Below are 20,516 nucleotides of genomic sequence, written 5' to 3'. Positions count from 1 at the left end.
GGAGATAGTCAGGCAGGACCGCTCCCATCCCGGTGGGAGCGGTTCGTGCAATTTTAAACGAAATTGCTGCCGCTCCGGCATGTCGGGGCGCAGAGACGCGAAACAAAGGGCTGGCAACGTGAGTCAGATCGCTTTCTGGGGAGCCGTGGAGCTGGGGCTGGTCTATGCCTTTGTCGCTATCGGCGTTTTCCTCGCCTTCCGGGTCCTGGATTTCCCCGATCTGACCGTCGACGGGTCCTTTCCCCTCGGCGCGGCCGTAACGGCGGTTTTGATCATTGCCGGCGTCAACCCCTGGCTTGCCGCGGCTGTGGCAATGGTCGCGGGGGCCATCGCCGGGATGGTCACGGCGCTTCTCAACGTCCGTTTCCGCATCCTCAACCTGCTGGCCTCGATCCTGACGATGATCGCGCTTTTTTCCGTGAACCTGCGCGTCATGGGAAAGCCGAATGTCGCGCTGATCAACGCGGATACGATGCTCAGCCCGTTTTTTGGACTGGGGCTCAGGGACTTCTATGTGCGGCCGCTTTTCGTCGGCGTGCTCGTCCTCTTCGCGGTCATTCTCGTCTGGCGTTTCCTTGAAAGCGATATGGGCCTTTCGATGCGGGCGACGGGCGCCAATTCCCGCATGGCCCGCGCTCAGGGTATCGATACGAGCCGGCAAATCTATCTTGGCATGGCGCTTTCGAATGCGCTCGTCGCACTGGGAGGCGCGCTTTTCGCTCAGACGAACGGCTTTGCGGACGTGACCTCCGGCGTGGGCACGATCGTTGTCGGTCTCGCCGCCGTCATCATCGGAGAGACGCTGCTCGGCACCCGCGGCATCCTCGTCGCGTTGATCGGATGCGTGCTCGGCTCGATCCTCTATCGCATTGCCATCCAGCTCGCGCTTTCGACCGATATGCTCGGACTGCAGGCGTCAGACCTCAATTTCGTGACGGCGGTGCTTGTCACCGTGGCGCTTGTTCTGCCGCGCCTTCGCCGTGGAGGGACTGCCTCGTGATTTCGCTCAGGGATATCAAGGTTGTTTTCGGGCGTGGCACGCCGCTGCAGAAGCAGGCGCTGAACGGTGTCAACCTTACGATCGAGGAAGGCTCCTTCGTAACGGTGATCGGCTCCAATGGTGCCGGGAAATCGACGATGCTCGGGGTTCTCGCGGGCGATGTCATCGCCACCGAAGGTCAGGTGATGATCGGCAGCAGCGACGTCACGCGGAAGGGAACCGCTGCGAGGGCCGGTCTGGTCGCACGCGTCTTCCAGGACCCTCTGGCGGGTAGCTGCGGATCGCTCTCGATCGAGGAGAATCTTGCCCTTGCCGCCCGACGCGGCGAGAGGCGCGGTCTGGCCGCCGCACTCGGTCCACGCCGCCGCGAACTTTTCCGGGAACGGGTCGCCGACCTCGGCCTCGGCCTCGAAAATCGCATGAGCGACCGGATGGACCTGCTCTCCGGCGGCCAACGCCAGGCGGTCTCGCTGGTCATGGCGACACTTGCCGGCTCGGAGGTACTGCTCCTCGATGAGCATACCGCAGCACTCGATCCCGGCATGGCGGAATTCATCATGAACCTCACCCAGAAGATCGTCTCCGAACGCAGGCTGACGACGCTGATGGTGACCCATTCCATGCGCCAGGCGCTGGATTTCGGCCATCGCACGGTCATGTTGCATGGTGGCGAGATCGTCCTCGATGTAGCGGGAGACAGCCGCAAGAACCTTCAGGTGGAGGATCTGATCGCAATGTTCCGCAAGATGCGCGGGCAAACCCTGGATGATGACGCGCTGCTGATCGGCTGATCGGCTCAGCGCGCCTGGGTAAAGAAGATCTTTGCCGCGAAGATCGAGAAAACGCCGGCGAAGGTGTAATCGATGCCGCGCAAAACCTTCGGATTGGCCTGCAGCCAGCCGGCCAGCCCGTCGGCCGCGAGCACGACGATCAGGTTCACCGGCATGCCGATCACGATGAAATAGAAGCCGAGGAAGATCAGCTTCTCGGTGACCGCCGGATCGCCGGCGGTGACGAATTGCGGCAGGAAGGTCATGAAGAAGATGATGACCTTCGGGTTGAGGATATTGACCCAGAAGCCGGTCGAAATGTTGGCAAGCGCGCTGCTCTTCGTTCGTTCCATCTTTTCTACCGAAAAGCTGGAACCGAAGCGGATTGCCTGGATGGCCAGCCAGAGAAGATAGGCCGCACCGCCGGTCTTCAGGATGAAGAAGGCGGTTGGTGATGCGGTGATCAGAGCCGAGATGCCGAAGGCGACGAGCAGCGTATGGCAGACGACGCCAAGACTTGTGCCGAGCACGACGAAAAGCGCCGGGCGGCGCCCCTGCGCAAGTGCACGGCTGATCGACAATGTCATGTCCGGTCCCGGCGTCAGCGCCAGAAGCAGGCCGGCGGCCGTGAAGGCGAGAAGGGTGGCAAGGCTTGGCAGGAAATCCATAGGCGTTCTCGAATAGCCGGTAATGAGATGCACCATTACCCGGCTTTCGAGGCCATGTGAATTCGTCCGTCAGCGTTTGGAAATGAATTCCTTCGATATTTCGGCGAAATCCGGATGCCAGCGCGACAGCGGCGGGCGGTTCTCGATGATGTCGCCGGTTGCCCAGAGCATACGGCGCTCGTCGGTTGCGCGGTCGACATCGTTGTCGGGGCAGAGGATATAGAAGTCGCCGCGTTCAAGGCTCGTCAACATGAATTCGACCGTCTGCTCCGGCGTCCACGCGCCGGCCGGTTTTTCCGCGCGGTCTCCCTTGGTGAGGCCGGTGAAGACGAAGCCGGGGATCAAGAGATGCGCCGAGACCCGGCAGTTCGGCGTGTTGCGCAGCTCATGCTGCAGGGCTTCCGTGAAGGCTTTGACGCCCGCCTTCGCGACGTTGTAGGCCGGATTGCCCGGTGGCGTGGTAATGCCCTGTTTCGAGCCCGTATTGATGATCAGCGCCGGTTCGCCATGCGCGATCATGGCCGGCCCGAATGTCTGCGTTCCGTGGATCACACCAAGCAGGTTGACGGCAAACGTGCTGTCCCAGCTTGACTGCGGTCCGAATATCGAGCTCCCCGGGCTGATGCCGGCATTGTTCATCAGCACATGTACGCGGCCGAAGCGCTGAAGCACTGCGCGTTCGAGAGCGGCAATCTCATCCGGCCTGGAGACATCGGTGCCGATCGCGACGACATCCGTTTCACCATCTTCGTGAAGGGCTGCGACTTCGCGGCACGCATCCGAAAGCCGGTCGCCTTCGAGATCGGCGAGCACGACGGACAATCCCATGCGGGCGAATTCTCGTGCTGCAGCAAGACCGATGCCGGACGCGGCACCGGTGATGACGGCGACATTTTCCTTCTTCAGAGCGGGATGAGTAACGGCCATGAAAGTCTCCTCTATGACGCTGCTGTTCAAAGGTAGGCGCGGATATGGAGCCTATAGCAGAACGCGTCAACATGACATGACGGTTACGCTTCCCCCGGTTTTTCTTGCGCGTCCCAATAAACTCGCTAAAAGTGCCGCAATTCCCCGATCCGACGGTTTTAAACCGCCGCCACCCGCAGACGGACTAAATCGACATGGCACTCCCGAAAGACGTAAAGAAGGTCGTCCTCGCCTATTCCGGCGGTCTCGACACCTCGATCATCCTGAAATGGCTGCAGACCGAACTCGGCGCCGAAGTGGTGACCTTCACCGCCGACCTCGGCCAGGGCGAAGAACTGGAGCCGGCGCGCAAGAAGGCCGAGATGCTCGGCATCAAGGAAATCTTCATCGAGGACGTGCGCGAGGAATTTGTGCGCGATTTCGTCTTCCCGATGTTCCGCGCCAATGCCGTCTATGAAGGCGTCTATCTGCTCGGCACGTCGATTGCCCGCCCCTTGATCTCCAAGCATCTGATCGAGATCGCCAGGAAGACCGGTGCCGATGCGATCGCACACGGCGCGACCGGCAAGGGCAACGACCAGGTCCGCTTCGAGCTTTCGGCCTATGCGCTGAACCCGGACATCAAGATCATCGCTCCATGGCGCGACTGGGCCTTCAAGAGCCGCACTCAGCTACTTGAATTTGCCGAACAGCACCAGATTCCGGTTGCCAAGGACAAGAAGGGGGAAGCCCCCTTCTCCGTCGACGCCAATCTTCTGCATTCGTCCTCTGAAGGCAAGGTGCTGGAGGACCCGGCACAGGAAGCGCCGGAATACGTGCATATGCGCACCATTTCGCCGGAAACGGCTCCAGACAAGGCGACCGTCATCAAGGTTGGTTTCAGAAAAGGCGACGCCGTCTCCGTCAATGGTGTGGCGATGTCGCCCGCCACGCTGCTCGCAACGCTCAATGACTATGGCCGCGATAACGGCATCGGTCGGCTCGATCTCGTCGAGAACCGGTTTGTCGGGATGAAGTCGCGCGGCGTCTACGAGACCCCCGGCGGCACTATCCTGCTTGCCGCTCATCGCGCGATCGAGAGCATCACGCTCGACCGTGGTGCAGCCCATCTCAAGGACGAGCTGATGCCGCGCTATGCAGAGCTCATCTACTACGGCTTCTGGTTCTCGCCGGAGCGCGAAATGCTGCAGGCCGCTATCGACAGGAGCCAGGAGCATGTGGAAGGCGAAGTGACGTTGAAGCTCTACAAGGGCAATGTCATGGTCATCGGCCGCGAGAGCGAAAAATCGCTTTACTCAGACAAGCTGGTCACCTTCGAGGACGACCAGGGCGCTTACGACCAGAAGGATGCAGCGGGCTTCATCAAGCTCAATGCGCTGCGCCTCAGAACGCTCGCCAAGCGCAATCTCGCGAAATAGCCGTAGAATTCGGATTGTTGATGCCCGCTTCCTCAAAAGGAGGCGGGCTTTTTCATGCCTTGCTGCTGGCGCTGCGGAAGCCGATGTAACCGAATACCGCCATGATATGCATGGCTGGAATGATGATGCCGAAGGCGGGCAGCGGCGAGCCGATCGAGGCGGCGGCGACCCCGCCGACAAAGCCCGCTCCCATCTGGATGAAGCCCATCATCGCCGAGGCGGAGCCGGCAATGTGCGGAAAGGGAATGAGGCCCGCCGCGGTGATATAGGGTACGATAAACGCGATGCCGAATGCGCAGAGCGCCACCGGGATCATGATGGATGCAAACGAAGGTGGCAGAAAGTGAACGGAAAGCGCCATGGCAATGGCGCCGGAGCCGCTGAACAAAAGGCCCACAGCCGGAGCGCGCTCAGCCGGCAGCCATCTTGAGACAATCCGCAGGCATATGGACCCTGTCAGGTAAAAGCCGGACTGCATCAGCATGCTCATGCCGAACTCAGTCGGCGTGAGCCCTACCTTCTCGATCATGATGAACGGCAGGACGGCTGCCTGAGCATACATGGAGCCGACGGCGCCTGCGAGAACGAGCGCGGTAAACAGGAAGCGGGGAAGCCTGATGATTTCCGCATAGGCCTCGATAAGGCGAAGCGGTTTCAACCGGCTGCGATCCGGCACCGTCGTTTCCCTAAGACAGACGGTGGAGAGGAAGACCAGGAGTGCGCCGAAACCGACCATCAGCAGAAACACGGACCGCCAGCCGAAGGCGGCCAGTGCGAGACCGCCGATCGTCGGTCCGAGGGACGGACCTACCGCCAGGATGATGCCCATCGTATTGATGATCCGCGCCGCGTCACCGCCATTGAACTGGTCGCGAACGATGGCGCGCGACACGGTGATGCCGACGGAGGCGCCGATCCCCTGGACAAGCCGGCCGGTGAGAACCCATTCGACCGACGGGGCGAAGGCGGCGAGCAAAGAGCCCATAAGGTAGATGATAAGGAAGCTCAGCGAGGCAGTTTTGCGGCCGAAGGCGTCCGAAACCGGTCCCGCGACCAGTTGAGCCAATGCAAATCCAGCAAAATAGAGAGACAGCGACATCTTGATCGCCGCTTCCGTCGTGGCGAAGGCGCGCACCAGTTCCGGCATGGCCGGCGTGTAGATCGCCATGGAGATCGGCCCGATCGCCGTCAGCAGGGCGCCAATGATCGTGGTGCGGCGCTCGCTCATCGGCGCGGGGATGGGCGGCATATTATCGGTTTTCATCGGATGCTGTCTGGGACCCATGGGAAGGATTGGCGGCCTGAAGATTAGCGTTGAAGACGGCGAGCGTCTCGCGCAGGATACGATTGCTTTCCTCGCTCAGACCTTCGGTCGCTTGTGCCAGAATGATGTCCAGCTCCTTGCGGATCGCTTTGATCATCTCCTCGGAAGCCGGTTTCAGCGTTATGCGTTTGGCGCGCCGGTCCACGGAACATTGCTGCCTCTCTATCAGCCCCAGTGACTGCAGCTTGTCGAGATAGGCGCAGAGCGTCATCGGCTCGACGCCCATGCGGGCCGCGATATCGAGCTGCCGACTGCCGCCGGCCGCGGCGATATTCATCAGTGCGCGCGCCTCACCCGGCGTCAGGCCAAGACCCGCCTGCGCAATGCGGCGCTCGAAGGCGGCGCGCAGAAGGCGTGCACTGTCGACGATCAGAAAACCCAATGTGTCCATTTTCCAGCCCCTCCATTCTTCGGAGGATTTCGTAAGGTTCCCTTACTATCTTTCGCGTGCAAGGCAAACGGAAAACCCAGGTTCGATCTGCATTGACACGGACAAAACCGGCGGCAAAACTGTCGCAGTCTTCCGTCGGAGCCCATCCATGTCCTCTTCCTTGCTTGCAGGCACCTTTCTTGCGGCGCTCGCCTATACGCTCATTCCCGGCCCCGCGTTTCTCGCGCTCCTTGGTATCGGGGCGGGGCAGGGGCGTCAGGCGGGCGCTTTTTTCATGGGTGGGCATCTGGCTGGAGACATTCTCTGGTCGGCGCTGGCGCTGGTGGCGATCATCGGTGCGAAGACGATCGGCACGACCTTTTTCGACGTGCTCGGCGTCATCTGCGGGCTTTATCTCGGCTGGATCGGCTGGAGCGCGCTCAATGCGAAGCCGAAGGATGGAGGCGGTGCGCTGATGGCGGTCGAAAGACCGTTGCGGCGCGGCCTGATCTTCGGGCTCACCAACCCAAAAGGTTATCCGGTGGCGCTTGCGACTTTCACGGCATTGCTTGCCGGTTCATCGGACGCGCTGGAATTTTCCGGCCTGCCCATGCTGCTTGCCGTTTCCCTGCTCGGCTTTCTCACGGCCGACATCGTGCTCATCGGGATTATCGGCGCAGGTGTCGTGCGGCGCTTCTACCGTCGGCATGAGACGGTGATCGTCAGGCTTTCCGGACTGCTGTTCATCGGCTTTGCAGTGCAGGCGCTCTGGCATTCGGCGCCCAGTCTTTTCGGATACCGCCGCGCCTGAGCGCGACTGGCCTGTCATACATCCAGGAAGGCCATCACCGAGCGCAGCACGTCGGCGCGGCGCGTATCACCGAGCGACATGGCGATTTCGAGCTGGTTGCGGTAATAATCGTGAAAATCGAAACCGGTCTCGTCGGTCACCTGCGACAGGTCGATCAACTGCCCCTGAGCATCGATGGCGTGGGTTGGGAGTTCTTCGGAGAGCGTGGCATAAGTCTCCTGGTCAATCTTGCCGGCCTGATAGTTCTGCCAGGCCAGTTCACGAAGATCCCGCGGCGTGATCGCCGAAAAATCCACCGGCGAATCGACCGTCTCGGGCACCTGAAAGGCAATCTGGCCGTGCCGGCTTTCCTGCTGCGAAGACTTTTCGATCTTGCCGTTGCGGGAATTGTCCCGTTGCAGAAAATGGGTGGACCAGCGCAAGGAACTGATTTCCATGGCCATATCCTTGATCATCGGATACCGCCCAAAAGGTACCTGCGAATACTGCACTGCGTCAAATAGTTAATAACCGTTAATTATCAGGTATGATTTTTTGTCCGAGACTGAAAAGGAGGGCACGGATACCTATTCTCGCCGCCTTCTCCTATATGAATGATGACGCATCGTTTTTGAGGGATATTTCATGTCTTCCGATCTTCCGCTGAACCCCGCCCTTGTGGAATGGAATGGTCATCACGGACTGCCGCGTTTCGACGAAGTGAAGGACGCGGATTTCTCGCCGGGTTTCAATGCGGCGCTTGCCAGCCACGAAGCGGAGATCGATGCGATCGCCAATAACCCGGCGGAGGCGACATTTGCGAATACGGTCGTGGCACTGGAGATTGCCGGTGACGAGCTTTCGCGCATCTCGGCGCTGTTCTGGGGCAAGGCCGGGGCGCATACGAACGAGACCATCCAGGCGCTGGAACGCGAGATTGCGCCGAAATTGTCCCGCCACTATTCGAAGATCGGAATGAATGCCGCGCTCTTCGCGCGCATCGACAGGCTTTGGGAAACCCGCAAGGAACTCGGCTTGACTGTCGAGCAGGAACGGGTGCTCGAACGGCACTGGAAGGGCTTCGTCCGTGCCGGGGCGAAGCTGCCGAAGATCGAGCAGGAGCGGCTTGCGGATATCAATGAGAAGCTTGCCGGCCTCGGCGCCCGTTTCGGGCAGAATGTGCTGGGCGACGAAAAGAGCTGGTCGCTGAAGCTTTCCGACGAGGCCGAACTCGACGGCCTGCCGGGATTCCTGCGTGATGCCATGGCGGCCGCAGCTCGCGAGCGGGGCGAGCAGGACGGATATGTCGTGACGTTGTCGCGGTCGATCATCGAGCCCTTCCTGACCTTTTCCACCCGCCGCGACCTGCGGGAGCAGGCTTTCAAAGCCTGGGTTGCAAGAGGAGAAAATCCCGGAGAGACCAACAATCTCGGCATCGTGCGCGAGACGCTGGCGTTGAGAGCCGAAAAGGCGAAGCTGCTCGGATATGAGAATTTCGCGGCCTTCAAGCTCGACAACACGATGGCGAAGACACCGGAGGCGGTGAATACGCTTCTGAGCCAGGTCTGGGAGAAGGCACGCGCCAAGGCGCTGGAGGAAGAGGCAAGCCTCGGCGGCCTGATCGCCGAGGAGGGCAAGAACCATGAGGTCATGCCATGGGATTGGCGCCACTATGCGGAAAAACTCCGCCAGCGGATGTTCGATTTCTCCGAGTCGGAGCTGAAGCCCTATCTGCAGCTCGAAAAGGTGATCGAGGCCTGTTTCGACGTCGCGGAGCGGCTTTTCGGCATCAAGGCGGTCGAGGTGAAGGGTGTTGCCACCTATCACCCTGACGTGCGGGTGTTCGAAGTCTACGACAAGGATGGTTCGCTGAAGGCTCTGTTCCTTGGCGATTATTTCGCCCGTTCCTCCAAGCGTTCCGGCGCCTGGATGAGCTCGTTCCAGTCGCAGCACAAGCTGATGCTGAAGAACGGCAGGAAGGGTGAGCTGCCGATCATCTACAATGTCTGCAACTTCGCCAAGCCCGCCGAAGGCAAGCCGGCCCTGTTGTCGCTTGATGACGCCAAGACGCTGTTCCACGAATTTGGCCACGCGCTGCACGGCATGCTGTCGGACGTCACCTATCCGTCGGTTTCCGGCACCGGTGTCGCCCGCGATTTCGTCGAACTACCTTCACAGCTTTATGAGCATTGGCTGACCGTGCCGGAAATCCTCGAAAAATACGCTGTGCATTACGAGACCGGCGCGCCGATGCCGAAGGCCTTGCTGGACAAGGTGCTGGCGGCCCGCACCTTCAATGCCGGATTCGCGACCGTGGAATTCACCTCGTCCGCGCTGGTCGACATGGCTTTCCATGCGGACGGGCCGGTCGGTGATCCGATGGCGGTGCAGAAGCAAGTCCTTGATGGGATCGGCATGCCGTCCTCGATCGTCATGCGTCATGCGACGCCGCATTTCCAGCACGTGTTTTCCGGCGATGGCTATTCCGCCGGCTATTATTCCTACATGTGGTCGGAAGTGCTGGATGCCGACGCCTTCTCGGCTTTCGAGGAAACCGGCAACGCGTTCGATCCGGTGATGGCCCGCAAGCTCAAGAACAATATTTATTCCGTCGGCGGGTCGATCGATCCGGAGGAGACCTACAAGGCTTTTCGCGGCAAGCTGCCCGACCCGCAGGCCATGCTCAAGAAGAAGGGGTTGGCCATGGTCGAGGAACTTACCGGCAGCGACGCCTAGCTGAGGCTTTTCCCGGATCATTGCTCTAGCGCCGGGTGTGACAGGTTGGCGGCGCACTTTGGAGTATCTGGCTACCTGTCACATGACTGTTATGGAACCTTAATATGCAACCGGCATCGCCCTCATTGATGCCGGCCCCCCATGACGTCTCATCTCTCAGCGACCGATGCTGCCGTCTCGACGGCCGCGCTGGAATTGCATTATGGCGTGACGCCGGTGCTGAAAGGCATCGACATTTCGCTTTCCAAGGGGAAAACGCTGGCACTGCTTGGCCCTTCCGGTTGCGGCAAGACGACCTTGCTGCGGCTGGTCGCCGGATTGCTGGCACCAACCAAGGGCTCTGTCGCGATTGCCGGCCAGGTGGTCGCGGATGCCGCGACCGGCAGTTTCGCGCCGCCCGAGAAGCGCAATCTCGGCATGGTCTTCCAGGATTATGCGCTCTGGCCGCATCTGACGGTCGGCGGCAATGTCTCTTTTCCGCTCGAAATGCGTGGCATCGGCCGGGCGGAGCGACAAAGCCGGACGATGCGGGCGCTCGAACGCGTGGGCCTTGCCGCCTATGCCGACCGCCGGCCAAGCGATCTTTCGGGCGGCCAGCAGCAGCGGGTGGCGATCGCCCGCGCCATCGTCGCCGAACCGCAGCTCATTCTTTTCGATGAGCCTCTTTCAAACCTCGATCGCGAACTGCGAGAGAACATGGTCGGCGAGCTTGCCGAACTGATCGCGACTCTCGGATTGACGGCCATCTATGTCACGCATGACCACAGCGAAGCGTTGACGCTTGCAGATGACGTTGCCGTCATGCGCGGTGGCCTGATCGAGCAGCTCGCCTCTCCGGATGAACTGGTCGAGCGGCCGGCATCGCCGGAAGTGGCGGACTTCCTGCGGCTCGGCGGCATTGCCGATCTCGAATACCGGGACGGGCTCTGGTTCTTCAAAGGCAGTGATGTGGCATTGCTCCGGGATGCCGGCCGCGCCGGCGCGGCCTCTCGTGTCCTGATCCCCATTGCCTCCATCACGCCGGGAGAGATAGCGCCGGGCCGTCTGGCGGCGACCGTGTTGCGTTCGCAATTTCGCGGCGACGGACACCTCGCGACCGTTTCGCTCGCCGGGCTCGCTAAAGTCGAATTGCAGCTGTTGAGCCGTGTCAAGCTGAGGCCGGGAGACGGTATCGGCCTTTCGATCGATCCGGATCAGCTCCGCTGGTTCGGCAATAAAGTTCATTCATCCAAAGAGGAGAATTTGGAACATGCTTAAGTTATTGAAGAGCATTACTTTCGGCGTCGTCGCCGCGGCGTTGGCGGCGGGCGTCGCCCATGCCGACATCACAGTCTACACCGCGGGTCCGCAGAGCCTCATCGACAAGCTGTCGGCCGGCTTCACCAAAGAGACCGGCATCAAGGTCAACGTCTTCCAGGCCACGACCGGCAAAGTGATGGCGCGTATCGAGGCGGAAGCTTCCAACCCGGTCGTCGACGTTCTGATTTCCGCGTCCTGGGACACGGCCACCGACTTCGCCAAGCGCGGCTGGCTGCTTGCCTATACCAGCCCGAACGCCGCGAAGGTGCCAGACTTCCTGAAGACCGACACGGCCGTTGCCCAGGGCATCTCGGCGCTCGGTATCGCCTGGAACACCAAGAGCGGTACGCCGAAGCCGTCCGAATGGGCGGACCTTACCAAGTCGGAATACAAGGATCTCGTCAACATTCCGGACCCCGCTCAATCCGGTTCCGCCTTCGAACTCGACGCGGCTCTCGCAAACCAGGACGAATTCAAACTCTTCAAGGACCTGAAGGCCAATGGCGCGATTATCGCCGGCGCCAATGCTGAAGCCCTGAACCCCGTCCTGCAGGGCGCCAAAGCCGCCGTCTTCGGTGCCGTCGACTACATCACTTTTGCCGCGAAGGCCAAAGGCGAGAGCGTCGATGTGATCTTTCCGGCTTCCGGCACGGTCATCGCGCCACGTCCGGCTATGATCCTCAACTGGTCCAAGCATCAGGACGAGGCCAGGAAGTTCATCGACTACATGCTCTCCGACGAGGGGCAGAAGATGATTGCCGACACGAAGCTCATGCCGGCCCGCACCGATATTCCTGCCGACAGGCCGCTGATCAGCGACCTGAAGCTGCTGAAGTATGATACCGCCGACGTCTACGGCAAGCGCAAGGAAACGCTGGCTGAAATCACCAAGATCTACGGCGGCAAGTAAGGAACGGTCGGATGAAGGTGAACGGCGGCATCGGCGGTGCGGCTCCGGCTGCCTGGCTCGCAATCGCGGGACTGATCGTTATCGTCGCCATTCCCTTCATTGCCGTGGTGCTGCAGGGCATTTTCCCCGATCTCGGACAGGGTTCGTTCGCGGGCCCTTTCTCCTCCTTCATCGCGACGCTAGGTGATGGTGCGCTGATCGGCATGGCCGCAAATACCGTGCTGCTCGGTGGCTGCGTGGTGCTTGCTTCGGCACTGATTGCCGTTCCGCTCGGGGTTTTCCGGGCACTCTACCGCATCCCCTTGGCGCCGGTCTGGGATGTGCTGCTGCTCGTGCCCTTCATGATCCCGCCCTATATCGCGACGCTTGGCTGGATCATGACCTTGCAGCCGCGGGGATACCTGCAGCAGCTTGCAGGCTTCAATCTCGCGCCTTTCCTATTCTCGCTGTTCGGCATGACGCTGGTCATGACGTTCAACACGTTTCCGGTCGTCTATTTCGCGGTGTCGCGCACGGTCGAGGCGGTAGGAGCTCGCTATGCGGATGTTGGCCGGGTGTTCGGCGCAACGCCGGCTCGCGCCTTCTGGCGGATCACGCTGCCGCTTTCGGCGCCCGGTCTCGCCGCGAGTCTCATGCTCGTTTTCGCCGCGGCCATCGAGGAATACGGCACGCCGGCGGCGCTCGGTCGGCGCGCCGGTTTCCAGGTGCTCGTGACAGGCATCGATCTCAGGATCACCGATTGGCCGATCGATTTGCCGGGCGCGGCGCTCCTGTCGATCCTACTTGTCGCCATGTCGCTGGTGACGTTCCTGGCGCAGCGCTGGATTCTCGCGCGGCGCTCGTACCAGACGGTCGGCGGCAAGCCGACGGCGAAGGACAAGCGCCCGCTTGGGGCGCTGAAAATCCCCGTCATGATCGCATTTGCTGTCGTAGCGTTCCTGGCGACGGGCGTGCCGCTTCTCGCAATCCTGTCAACGGCGCTGTCACGGACCATTTCCGGCGGACTGGCGCTGGACAATATCAGCTTCGCCAACTTCCAATCCGTCTTCGCCAACAGCGCCGGTGCGCTGGTGGCTCTCGCCAACAGCTTCTCGCTCGGCATCGGCACGGCGCTGATCACCGGCCTTATCGGCGTGATGGCCGCCTATACTGTGGTGAAGACGAAGATTCCAGGCCGCATGACCATCGACGTGATGACCATCCTGCCGAATGCCCTGCCGGGCATCGTCGTGGCTGTGGGCCTGATCCTCGCCTGGAACATGCCCTGGCTGCCGGTGACGCCCTACAACACCGCCTTCATCCTGCTGCTTGCCTATTGCTGCATCCTACTGCCACAGCCGGTGCGCTATACGACGGCGGCATTCCAGCAGATCGGCGACAATCTGGAGGCGGCGGCGCGCGTCTTCGGCGCGAGCAGTTTTACGGCCTTCCGCCGCATCCTTCTGCCGCTCGTCTTCCCGAGCCTCGCTTCCGCAATGCTGCTCGTCTTTGCGCTCGCCTCGCGCGAACTGGTCGCCTCGGTGGTCGTCGCCCCGGTCGGCATGCAGACGATTGCGACCTTCATCTGGCGGCAATTCGAGCAGGGTTCGATCGGGCTCGGGATGGCCATGGCCTTCATTGCCATCCTGATCACCACGCTTCTGCCGCTTCTTCTGCTGACGCTCCTGAGGCGCAGCGGCCTCGTGGCGGAGTAACCGTGTTCGCCGCCCTTGATTGCAATTGTAACCGCATCCCCTTTCGCGAATGCGAAAAAAAGGATATGAGCCCGCCAACGAAATTTGGCGCGTCCTCCCGTTCATCGCGCCGCAGCCTCAGAGATCTTGAATATGGCACTTCGCAACATCGCGATCATCGCGCACGTTGACCATGGGAAAACGACCCTCGTCGACGAACTTCTGAAACAATCCGGTTCGTTCCGTGAAAACCAGCGCGTCGCCGAACGCGTCATGGATTCGAACGATCTGGAAAAGGAACGCGGCATCACCATTCTCGCCAAGGCAACTTCGGTTGAATGGAAGGGAGTTCGCATCAATATCGTCGACACGCCCGGCCACGCCGACTTCGGCGGTGAGGTCGAGCGCATCCTCTCGATGGTGGATGGAGCGATCGTGCTCGTCGATGCGTCCGAAGGCCCGATGCCGCAGACCAAGTTCGTGGTTGGCAAGGCACTGAAGGTTGGCCTTCGCCCGATCGTCGCGATCAACAAGATCGACCGTCCGGATGGCCGCCATGAAGAAGTCATCAACGAGGTCTTCGACCTGTTCGCTAATCTCGATGCGACCGACGAGCAGCTCGATTTCCCGATCCTCTACGGTTCCGGTCGCGACGGCTGGATGAACTTCAATCCGGAAGGCCCGAAGGACGAAGGTCTCGCGCCGCTGCTGGACCTCGTTCTCAGCCACGTTCCGGAGCCGACGGTCGAAGAAGGTCCGTTCCGGATGATCGGCACCATCCTCGAAGCCAATCCTTTCCTCGGCCGCATCATTACAGGCCGCATCGCTTCCGGGTCGATCAAGCCGAACCAGAGCGTCAAGGTCCTCGGCCAGGACGGCAAATTGATCGAAACCGGCCGGATTTCCAAGATTCTTGCCTTCCGCGGGATCGAACGCCAGCCGATCGAGGAGGCACAGGCAGGCGACATCGTCGCGATCGCCGGCCTCTCAAAGGGCACTGTGGCCGATACTTTCTGTGATCCCTCGGTCACAGAGGCCATGAAGGCCCAGCCGATCGATCCGCCGACCGTTACGATGTCCTTCATCGTCAATGACTCGCCGCTCGCCGGTACCGAAGGCGACAAGGTCACCTCGCGCGTCATCCGCGACCGCCTTTTCAAGGAGGCGGAAGGCAATGTCGCGCTGAAGATCGAAGAAGCCGAAGGCAAGGATTCGTTCTTCGTCTCCGGTCGTGGCGAATTGCAGCTTGCCGTCTTGATCGAGACCATGCGCCGGGAAGGGTTCGAGCTGGCCGTATCGCGTCCGCGCGTCGTCATGCACAAGGACGAGTCCGGCAACCTCATGGAGCCGATCGAGGAAGTCGTCATCGACGTGGATGAGGAGCATTCGGGCGTCGTCGTGCAGAAGATGTCCGAGCGCAAGGCCGAGATGGTCGAGCTGCGGCCTTCGGGCGGCAATCGTCTGCGCCTGCGTTTTTATGCTCCCACCCGCGGCCTGATCGGCTACCAGTCGGAATTGCTGACCGATACGCGCGGCACGGCAATCATGAACCGTTTGTTCCATGATTATCAGCCTTACAAGGGACCGATCGGCGGTCGCGTCAATGGCGTGCTTCTGTCGAACGGTTCCGGCGAAGCCGTGGCCTATGCCATGTTCAATCTGGAAGATCGCGGTCCGATGATCATCGAGCCGGGCGAAAAGGTCTACCAGGGCATGATCATCGGCATCCACAGCCGCGACAACGACCTGGAAGTGAACGTGCTGAAGGGCAAGCAGCTCACCAACATCCGCGCCGCCGGCAAGGACGAGGCAGTGAAGCTTACCCCGCCGATCCGCATGACCCTCGACCGCGCGCTCTCCTGGATCCAGGACGACGAGCTGATGGAAGTGACCCCGAAGTCGATCCGTCTGCGCAAGATGTATCTCGATCCGAATGATCGCAAGCGCTACGAAAAGTCCAAGATCGCTTGATTTCATAGCTGTTTGAACCTTCCCGAGCCCCGGCAGCGATGCCGGGGTTTTTTCTGTGTCTTCGCAGCGGCGAGACTTGTGACAAAGGTTAAAAACACGTTAACGTCTTCTCGTCGTCCACATGAAAGGTCTGTGGGCAAATCCTCCTACACCCAATGGTGAAATGGCGGATTGACCACGACAGGGCTTAAAGTAGCGTTATGAAAACGTTGTCGATCGATGTCCGCCGGGCGGAACCGGAAGACGCAAGAGCCATCTCGGAGGCGCACCGTGAGGCATGGACCCAGGCTTATGCCGGGCTCATTCCTTACAAGCCGCTGACGCAGATGCTGGAGCGCCGGGGCGAAGCCTGGTGGCGCAAGGCGACACGTGGTCCCGCAACGCTGCTGGTTCTTGATGTCGCCGGTGCCATTGCCGGTTATGCGACAATCGGGCTGAACCGGGCACGCGCCCTGCCCTATGACGGTGAGGTTTACGAAATCTATCTGCGGCCTGAATTCCAGGGGATCGGGCTTGGGAGACGTCTGTTTGGCGAGAGCCGGCGGTTGCTGAGATCGCTTGGCTGCGAAGGCCTTGTCGTCTGGTGCCTCGAAGACAGCGAGCATGCGGCGAGTTTCTTCCGCCGGCATGGCGGAGCGGATGTCGCTGAAGGCATGGAGGATTTCGGCGGCACGCAGCTTCGCAAGATCGGCTTCGTCTGGCCCTGATCGGCCGTACTGCTGCCACTTTCTTAATTTTAGCGTTTTCTAATTTTATAGCTGACGCTGGGAGTTAACAATCCTCCCAAAGCCTTGTTGCTTTGCAGCATGATTCCCGCTATCGACGGATACCTTTGTCGAACCTGACCCGAGGAAAAGAATGCGTATCGATGCGATTTCCGTTGGCAAGAATCCGCCAGACGACGTCAACGTCATTGTCGAGGTGCCGGTAGGCGGCCATCCGATCAAATACGAGATGGACAAGGAAGCCGGTGCGCTGATCGTCGACCGCTTCCTCTACACGCCCATGACCTATCCGGGCAACTACGGCTTCGTGCCGCACACGCTGTCGGAAGACGGTGATCCGATCGACGTCCTCATCTGCAATACCCGCCCGCTGGTTCCGGGCTGCGTCATCAACGTCCGGCCGATCGGTGTCATGGTCATGGAAGACGATGGCGGCAAGGACGAGAAGATTCTGGCCGTGCCGGTGCCGAAGCTGACGCGCCGCTACGACAAGATCGCCAACTACTCCGACCTGCCGGAAATCACGCTGAAGCAGATCGAGCACTTTTTCGAGCACTACAAGGATCTCGAGCCCGGCAAGTGGGTGAAGATCGGCGGCTGGCAGGATGTAGGCGTCGCGAAGAAGCTGATCCTCGAGGCCGTCGATCGTTTCAATGCGCAGAAGAAGTAAGCTGGCAGGCTTATAGAAGCTTCTTGAGTTTCTCTTCCAGATCCTCCGGGTCGCCGTCGATCCGGAGGATTTTTTTACGCGCAGTTTCGCCGGAAATGATCGAAATGGAGGATTTGGGAAGCCGGAACGTGTCGGCGATCAGCAGGATCAGCGCCTTGTTGGCCTTGCCGTCTTCGGGAACCGCCGTGACGCGCGCCTTCAGGAAAGCCTCGCCGTCGGCCGCGATCTCAACGCCTTCGACAACATTGCGACCTGCATTCGGCGTCAGCCGGATTGCAAGCCTCAGGTGATCGGGATGCCTGCTGTAAGGGGTGTTGTTCACGCGACCAGCGGATAGATCGACGTCCACATCAGCGAACGGATGAAGAAGATGATCAGGAGCAGGATCACCGGGGAAATATCGATGCCGCCGAGATCGGGCATGAAGCGGCGGATCGGGCGGAGCGCCGGCTCAGTCACGTTGTAGAGGAAGCGGCCGATCGCGTCCACGAATTGGTTTCGTGAATTAATGACATTGAAGGCATAGAGCCACGAGAAGATGGCGCTGGCGATCAGCACCCAGGTGTAAAGGTTCAAGGCCAAATCGATGGTCTGAAACAGGGCGAGCATTCACGTCTCCATTTCGTTATTGACAGACATGTAGACATTGGCGAACTAACGGGCAAGTGCCGCACTTGGGCCTCATCCAAATCATGTTTAACGGGGGACGGGGACGATGCTGGTTCCGGCTCCGCTGAAAGTGCTATTAAATGTCGATTTCCGCCTCGGGCGATCGTTTCGCCGCCTTCCGGCATTCATCCTATACGCGGTTTTTCTTCGCCCGCTTTCTTTCCGCCTTTTCGATCCAGATCGTCAGCGTCGCAGTTGGATGGCAAATGTACGACGAGACGCGCAATGCGCTCTATCTCGGCCTGATCGGGCTTTTCCAGTTCCTGCCGTCTCTGCTCCTGATCCTTGTTACCGGCTCGGTGGCCGACCGCTATAACCGCCGCGCCATCGTCGCCATCTGCATGGTGGTCGGAGCGCTCTGCGCCGGCGCTTTGTTGGCGCTGACCGTCACGCACACTTTTACACCCTGGCTGGTTTTCGCAATTCTGATCGTTTTCGGTATCGAACGCGCCTTCATGGGACCGGCGGTGCAGTCGCTCGGGCCGAATCTCGTGCCGGAAGAGGATCTGCCGAATGCGGTTGCCTGGAACTCCTCTTCCTGGCAGACGGCAGCGATCCTCGGCCCCGTGGTTGGCGGCCTGCTTTACGGCGTCAGTGCAGTCGTGGCTTACACCGTTGCCTTCGCCTTCCTGGTGCTGGCAGGCCTTTTCGTTTTCCTGATACCGAAACCGGCACAGAGGCGTGCCGCCAACAAGGTGAGCTGGGAGGAGATTCTTGCCGGCTTCCGCTTCATTTCCAGCGAAAAGATCGTGCTCGGTGCGATCTCGCTCGATCTCTTTGCGGTCCTGCTCGGCGGCGCGGTGGCGCTGATGCCGATCTTCGCGCGCGATATCCTGGAGCTCGGCCCTTGGGGTCTCGGCATGCTGCGGGCAGCTCCGGGAGTTGGGGCGATTGCGGTGGCAATATACCTCGCCTTCCATCCGATCCGCCATAAGGCGGGCCTTGCCATGTTCATCGGCGTCGGGCTTTTTGGCGTCGGCACGCTGATGTTCGGCCTGTCGGTAACGCCCTGGCTTTCCATCTCGGCGCTCATGCTGATGGGGGCGTCCGACATGATCTCGGTCTATGTTCGCGAGACCCTGATCGCTCTTTGGACGCCGGACGAGGTCCGAGGCCGCGTCAACGCCGTCAACATGGTTTTCGTCGGTGCGTCGAACGAGCTCGGGGAATTCCGCGCAGGCACCATGGCCTCGATCTTCGGCGCCGTGCCGGCCGTCGTCATCGGCGGCGTCGGCACGCTCGCGGTTGCGATCATCTGGTCGCTCGGTTTCCCGAGACTCCGCAGGATCGACAGCCTGGAAGCACCGATGCGATAACGTTGCCAGCGGATTCAGCCGGTCTGCAGGGCCGGCTTGCGCACCGGCTTGCTCTTCCCCTCCGATGCAGCCGGACGATCGAAGACGATATCGAGGAAATTCCAGAGCCATTCCTTCAGCGGCGCGTCGAAGATCATCCGGCCCTCGAGATGTTCGCGGCCCTGCTGGGCGTTCGGCATGATGAAGCGATGTTCGCCATGCACGACCCAGCGCTGCATCATGGCGCGCGTCAGTTCCGCATGGAACTGCAGGCCCCAGGCGTTCTCGCCGTAGCGGATTGCCTGGTTCGGATAGGCATCGCCTTCGGCCAAAAGCTGGACGCCGTGCGGAACGTCGAAACCTTCGCGGTGGAAATGGTAGACCATTTTAGGCCAGTGCGTCAGCAGACGACCGTGCTCCGTCGGGCGCAAGGGGTACCAGCCGATCTCGGTGAGACCGTCCTTGTCCGGCCCGACGCTGCCGCCCAGATGCCGGATCATCATTTGAGCGCCGAGACAGATACCGAGATAGGGTTTGTTTTCCTTGAGCGGCACGCCGATCCAGTCGATTTCGGCTTTCACGAAGGGGTCTGGATCGTTGGCACTCATCGGCCCGCCGAAGATCACGGCACCGGAATGGCCTGCCATGGTTTCGGGCAGGAGATCGCCCAGGACGGGGCGGCGGATATCGAGCGGAAAACCCTTGTCGATCAGCATCTGGCCCACGCGGCCTGAGGAGGAGCGCTCCTGGTGCAGCACGATCAGCACGGGGAGCTTTCCGGTACGACGGGAAGGAAGCATCAGCATCTTGTATACCCTCAGTCTCCTCCCTGATCTCCTCCCGTTGCGCGCATCGCCGCCTGCTGGCGCTGCAGAACCCTGTCCCGCGCCGAGACGCCCAGAAGATCGGCGATCCTCCAGATCACGTGATCTTCGATCTCGCTTCGCTGACCGTCCGCGTAGACGATATCCCAAAGAATGCCGAGGAGCTCGACGCGATCGTTCTCGTCGACGAGATATCGTCTAAGATCGGAAGTAAAACGATAATAGTCAACCGCCTCGCTGCCGGCCTGATGACCAATCTCGATCAGCGCCTTCAATCGTTCCTCGCTGAGGTCGTAGCGCTCGCGCAGCAGGTTGCGGAACTTCTGCTGTTCCTCCTCCGAGACGTTGCCATCGGCTTCCATGACCTGGAAACAGAGCGCGACGAAAGCGACCCGAGGATCGTCCGGCGCGAATTCCTGTGAGTGGTGCGGTGATGTGAGAGTGTGGAGAAAGGCCTGAATGCGGTCCAACATCTAT

21 protein-coding genes are annotated in these 20,516 nt (G+C 60.7%); 12 read left to right on the top strand and 9 right to left on the bottom strand.

The annotated features are described in order from the left end of the window. Positions 1–118 precede the first annotated feature (118 nt). Both QEO92_RS21550 and QEO92_RS21545 read left to right on the top strand, forming a co-directional pair. Entirely contained in the window at positions 119–1,000 is an 882-nt protein-coding gene (locus tag QEO92_RS21550; protein ID WP_037157277.1) for an ABC transporter permease, read from the top strand. Next, the gene (locus QEO92_RS21545; protein WP_037156721.1) at positions 997–1,791 is read left to right on the top strand and encodes an ABC transporter ATP-binding protein; all 795 of its coding nucleotides are present in this window, start codon (positions 997–999) and stop codon (positions 1,789–1,791) included. Before QEO92_RS21550 ends, QEO92_RS21545 begins: the two co-directional genes overlap by 4 nt. Positions 1,792–1,796: 5 nt before the next feature. Here QEO92_RS21545 and QEO92_RS21540 read toward each other — a convergent pair whose 3' ends face one another. Together QEO92_RS21540 and QEO92_RS21535 are read right to left on the bottom strand one after the other, a co-directional pair. Continuing rightward, positions 1,797–2,438 (bottom strand): LysE family translocator, encoded by a 642-nt coding sequence (locus QEO92_RS21540; RefSeq protein ID WP_037156723.1) that lies wholly within the window; start codon positions 2,436–2,438, stop codon positions 1,797–1,799. Between the two features lie 69 nt (positions 2,439–2,507). Further along, positions 2,508–3,365, bottom strand: coding sequence for an SDR family NAD(P)-dependent oxidoreductase (locus QEO92_RS21535; RefSeq protein ID WP_037156725.1), 858 nt, complete (start codon positions 3,363–3,365; stop codon positions 2,508–2,510). Positions 3,366–3,559: 194 nt separating this feature from the next. Here QEO92_RS21535 and QEO92_RS21530 point away from each other — a divergent pair, with 194 nt between their 5' ends. Continuing rightward, entirely contained in the window at positions 3,560–4,783 is a 1,224-nt protein-coding gene (locus QEO92_RS21530; RefSeq protein WP_227704373.1) for an argininosuccinate synthase, read from the top strand. Between the two features lie 52 nt (positions 4,784–4,835). Here QEO92_RS21530 and QEO92_RS21525 read toward each other — a convergent pair whose 3' ends face one another. After that, positions 4,836–6,011, bottom strand: coding sequence for a multidrug effflux MFS transporter (locus QEO92_RS21525; protein ID WP_037157279.1), 1,176 nt, complete (start codon positions 6,009–6,011; stop codon positions 4,836–4,838). 22 nt (positions 6,012–6,033) lie between these two features. Continuing rightward, positions 6,034–6,498, bottom strand: coding sequence for a MarR family winged helix-turn-helix transcriptional regulator (locus tag QEO92_RS21520; protein ID WP_037156729.1), 465 nt, complete (start codon positions 6,496–6,498; stop codon positions 6,034–6,036). Positions 6,499–6,646: 148 nt separating this feature from the next. Here QEO92_RS21520 and QEO92_RS21515 point away from each other — a divergent pair, with 148 nt between their 5' ends. After that, entirely contained in the window at positions 6,647–7,288 is a 642-nt protein-coding gene (locus tag QEO92_RS21515; protein WP_227704372.1) for a LysE family translocator, read from the top strand. A gap of 14 nt (positions 7,289–7,302) precedes the next feature. Here the strand turns inward: QEO92_RS21515 and QEO92_RS21510 are convergent, their stop codons facing one another. Then, on the bottom strand, positions 7,303–7,725 hold the full coding sequence (locus tag QEO92_RS21510) for a hypothetical protein (protein WP_227704371.1): 423 nt from the start codon (positions 7,723–7,725) through the stop codon (positions 7,303–7,305). A gap of 187 nt (positions 7,726–7,912) precedes the next feature. On the opposite strand from QEO92_RS21510, the gene QEO92_RS21505 reads away from it, so the two are divergent. The 7 genes from QEO92_RS21505 (at position 7,913) to ppa (ending at position 17,251) form a co-directional block, all read left to right on the top strand. After that, a complete protein-coding gene (locus tag QEO92_RS21505) occupies positions 7,913–10,003 on the top strand; it encodes a M3 family metallopeptidase (RefSeq protein WP_227704370.1) in 2,091 nt (696 codons plus the stop codon). Positions 10,004–10,144: 141 nt separating this feature from the next. After that, positions 10,145–11,260 carry an ABC transporter ATP-binding protein gene (locus QEO92_RS21500; protein WP_227704369.1) on the top strand — a complete coding sequence of 372 codons (1,116 nt, stop codon included), beginning with the start codon at positions 10,145–10,147 and terminating at the stop codon, positions 11,258–11,260. Then, positions 11,253–12,212, top strand: a complete 960-nt coding sequence (locus QEO92_RS21495) for an ABC transporter substrate-binding protein (protein ID WP_227704368.1) — start codon at positions 11,253–11,255, stop codon at positions 12,210–12,212. The genes QEO92_RS21500 and QEO92_RS21495 overlap by 8 nt, the downstream gene beginning before the upstream one ends. A gap of 11 nt (positions 12,213–12,223) precedes the next feature. Next, entirely contained in the window at positions 12,224–13,906 is a 1,683-nt protein-coding gene (locus tag QEO92_RS21490; protein WP_227704367.1) for an ABC transporter permease, read from the top strand. A 132-nt stretch (positions 13,907–14,038) separates the two neighbouring features. After that, on the top strand, positions 14,039–15,856 hold the full coding sequence (typA, locus tag QEO92_RS21485) for a translational GTPase TypA (RefSeq protein ID WP_037156742.1): 1,818 nt from the start codon (positions 14,039–14,041) through the stop codon (positions 15,854–15,856). Positions 15,857–16,056: 200 nt separating this feature from the next. Beyond that, on the top strand, positions 16,057–16,563 hold the full coding sequence (locus QEO92_RS21480; RefSeq protein ID WP_037156744.1) for a GNAT family N-acetyltransferase: 507 nt from the start codon (positions 16,057–16,059) through the stop codon (positions 16,561–16,563). A gap of 151 nt (positions 16,564–16,714) precedes the next feature. Continuing rightward, positions 16,715–17,251, top strand: coding sequence for an inorganic diphosphatase (gene ppa, locus QEO92_RS21475; RefSeq protein ID WP_037156746.1), 537 nt, complete (start codon positions 16,715–16,717; stop codon positions 17,249–17,251). A 10-nt stretch (positions 17,252–17,261) separates the two neighbouring features. Here ppa and QEO92_RS21470 read toward each other — a convergent pair whose 3' ends face one another. Then, positions 17,262–17,573, bottom strand: coding sequence for a DUF167 domain-containing protein (locus QEO92_RS21470; RefSeq protein ID WP_227704366.1), 312 nt, complete (start codon positions 17,571–17,573; stop codon positions 17,262–17,264). After that, on the bottom strand, positions 17,570–17,860 hold the full coding sequence (locus QEO92_RS21465; RefSeq protein WP_037156750.1) for a YggT family protein: 291 nt from the start codon (positions 17,858–17,860) through the stop codon (positions 17,570–17,572). The genes QEO92_RS21470 and QEO92_RS21465 overlap by 4 nt, the downstream gene beginning before the upstream one ends. A gap of 140 nt (positions 17,861–18,000) precedes the next feature. Between QEO92_RS21465 and QEO92_RS21460 the strand changes: the two genes are divergently transcribed. Next, a complete protein-coding gene (locus QEO92_RS21460) occupies positions 18,001–19,236 on the top strand; it encodes an MFS transporter (RefSeq protein WP_227704365.1) in 1,236 nt (411 codons plus the stop codon). 14 nt (positions 19,237–19,250) lie between these two features. On the opposite strand, the gene QEO92_RS21455 is transcribed toward QEO92_RS21460, so the two are convergent. Further along, the gene (locus QEO92_RS21455; protein WP_407722151.1) at positions 19,251–20,015 is read right to left on the bottom strand and encodes a glutamine amidotransferase; all 765 of its coding nucleotides are present in this window, start codon (positions 20,013–20,015) and stop codon (positions 19,251–19,253) included. Between the two features lie 17 nt (positions 20,016–20,032). Beyond that, complete coding sequence (locus QEO92_RS21450) at positions 20,033–20,512, bottom strand: tellurite resistance TerB family protein (protein WP_037156756.1); 480 nt, start codon at positions 20,510–20,512, stop codon at positions 20,033–20,035. Between the last annotated feature and the right edge of the window lie 4 nt (positions 20,513–20,516).

The organism is Neorhizobium petrolearium, assembly GCF_029854435.1.
Lineage (GTDB): Bacteria > Pseudomonadota > Alphaproteobacteria > Rhizobiales > Rhizobiaceae > Neorhizobium > Neorhizobium petrolearium.
Note: the sequence above shows the minus strand (reverse complement) of the source record. Positions and strands in the feature narration are given on the sequence as shown.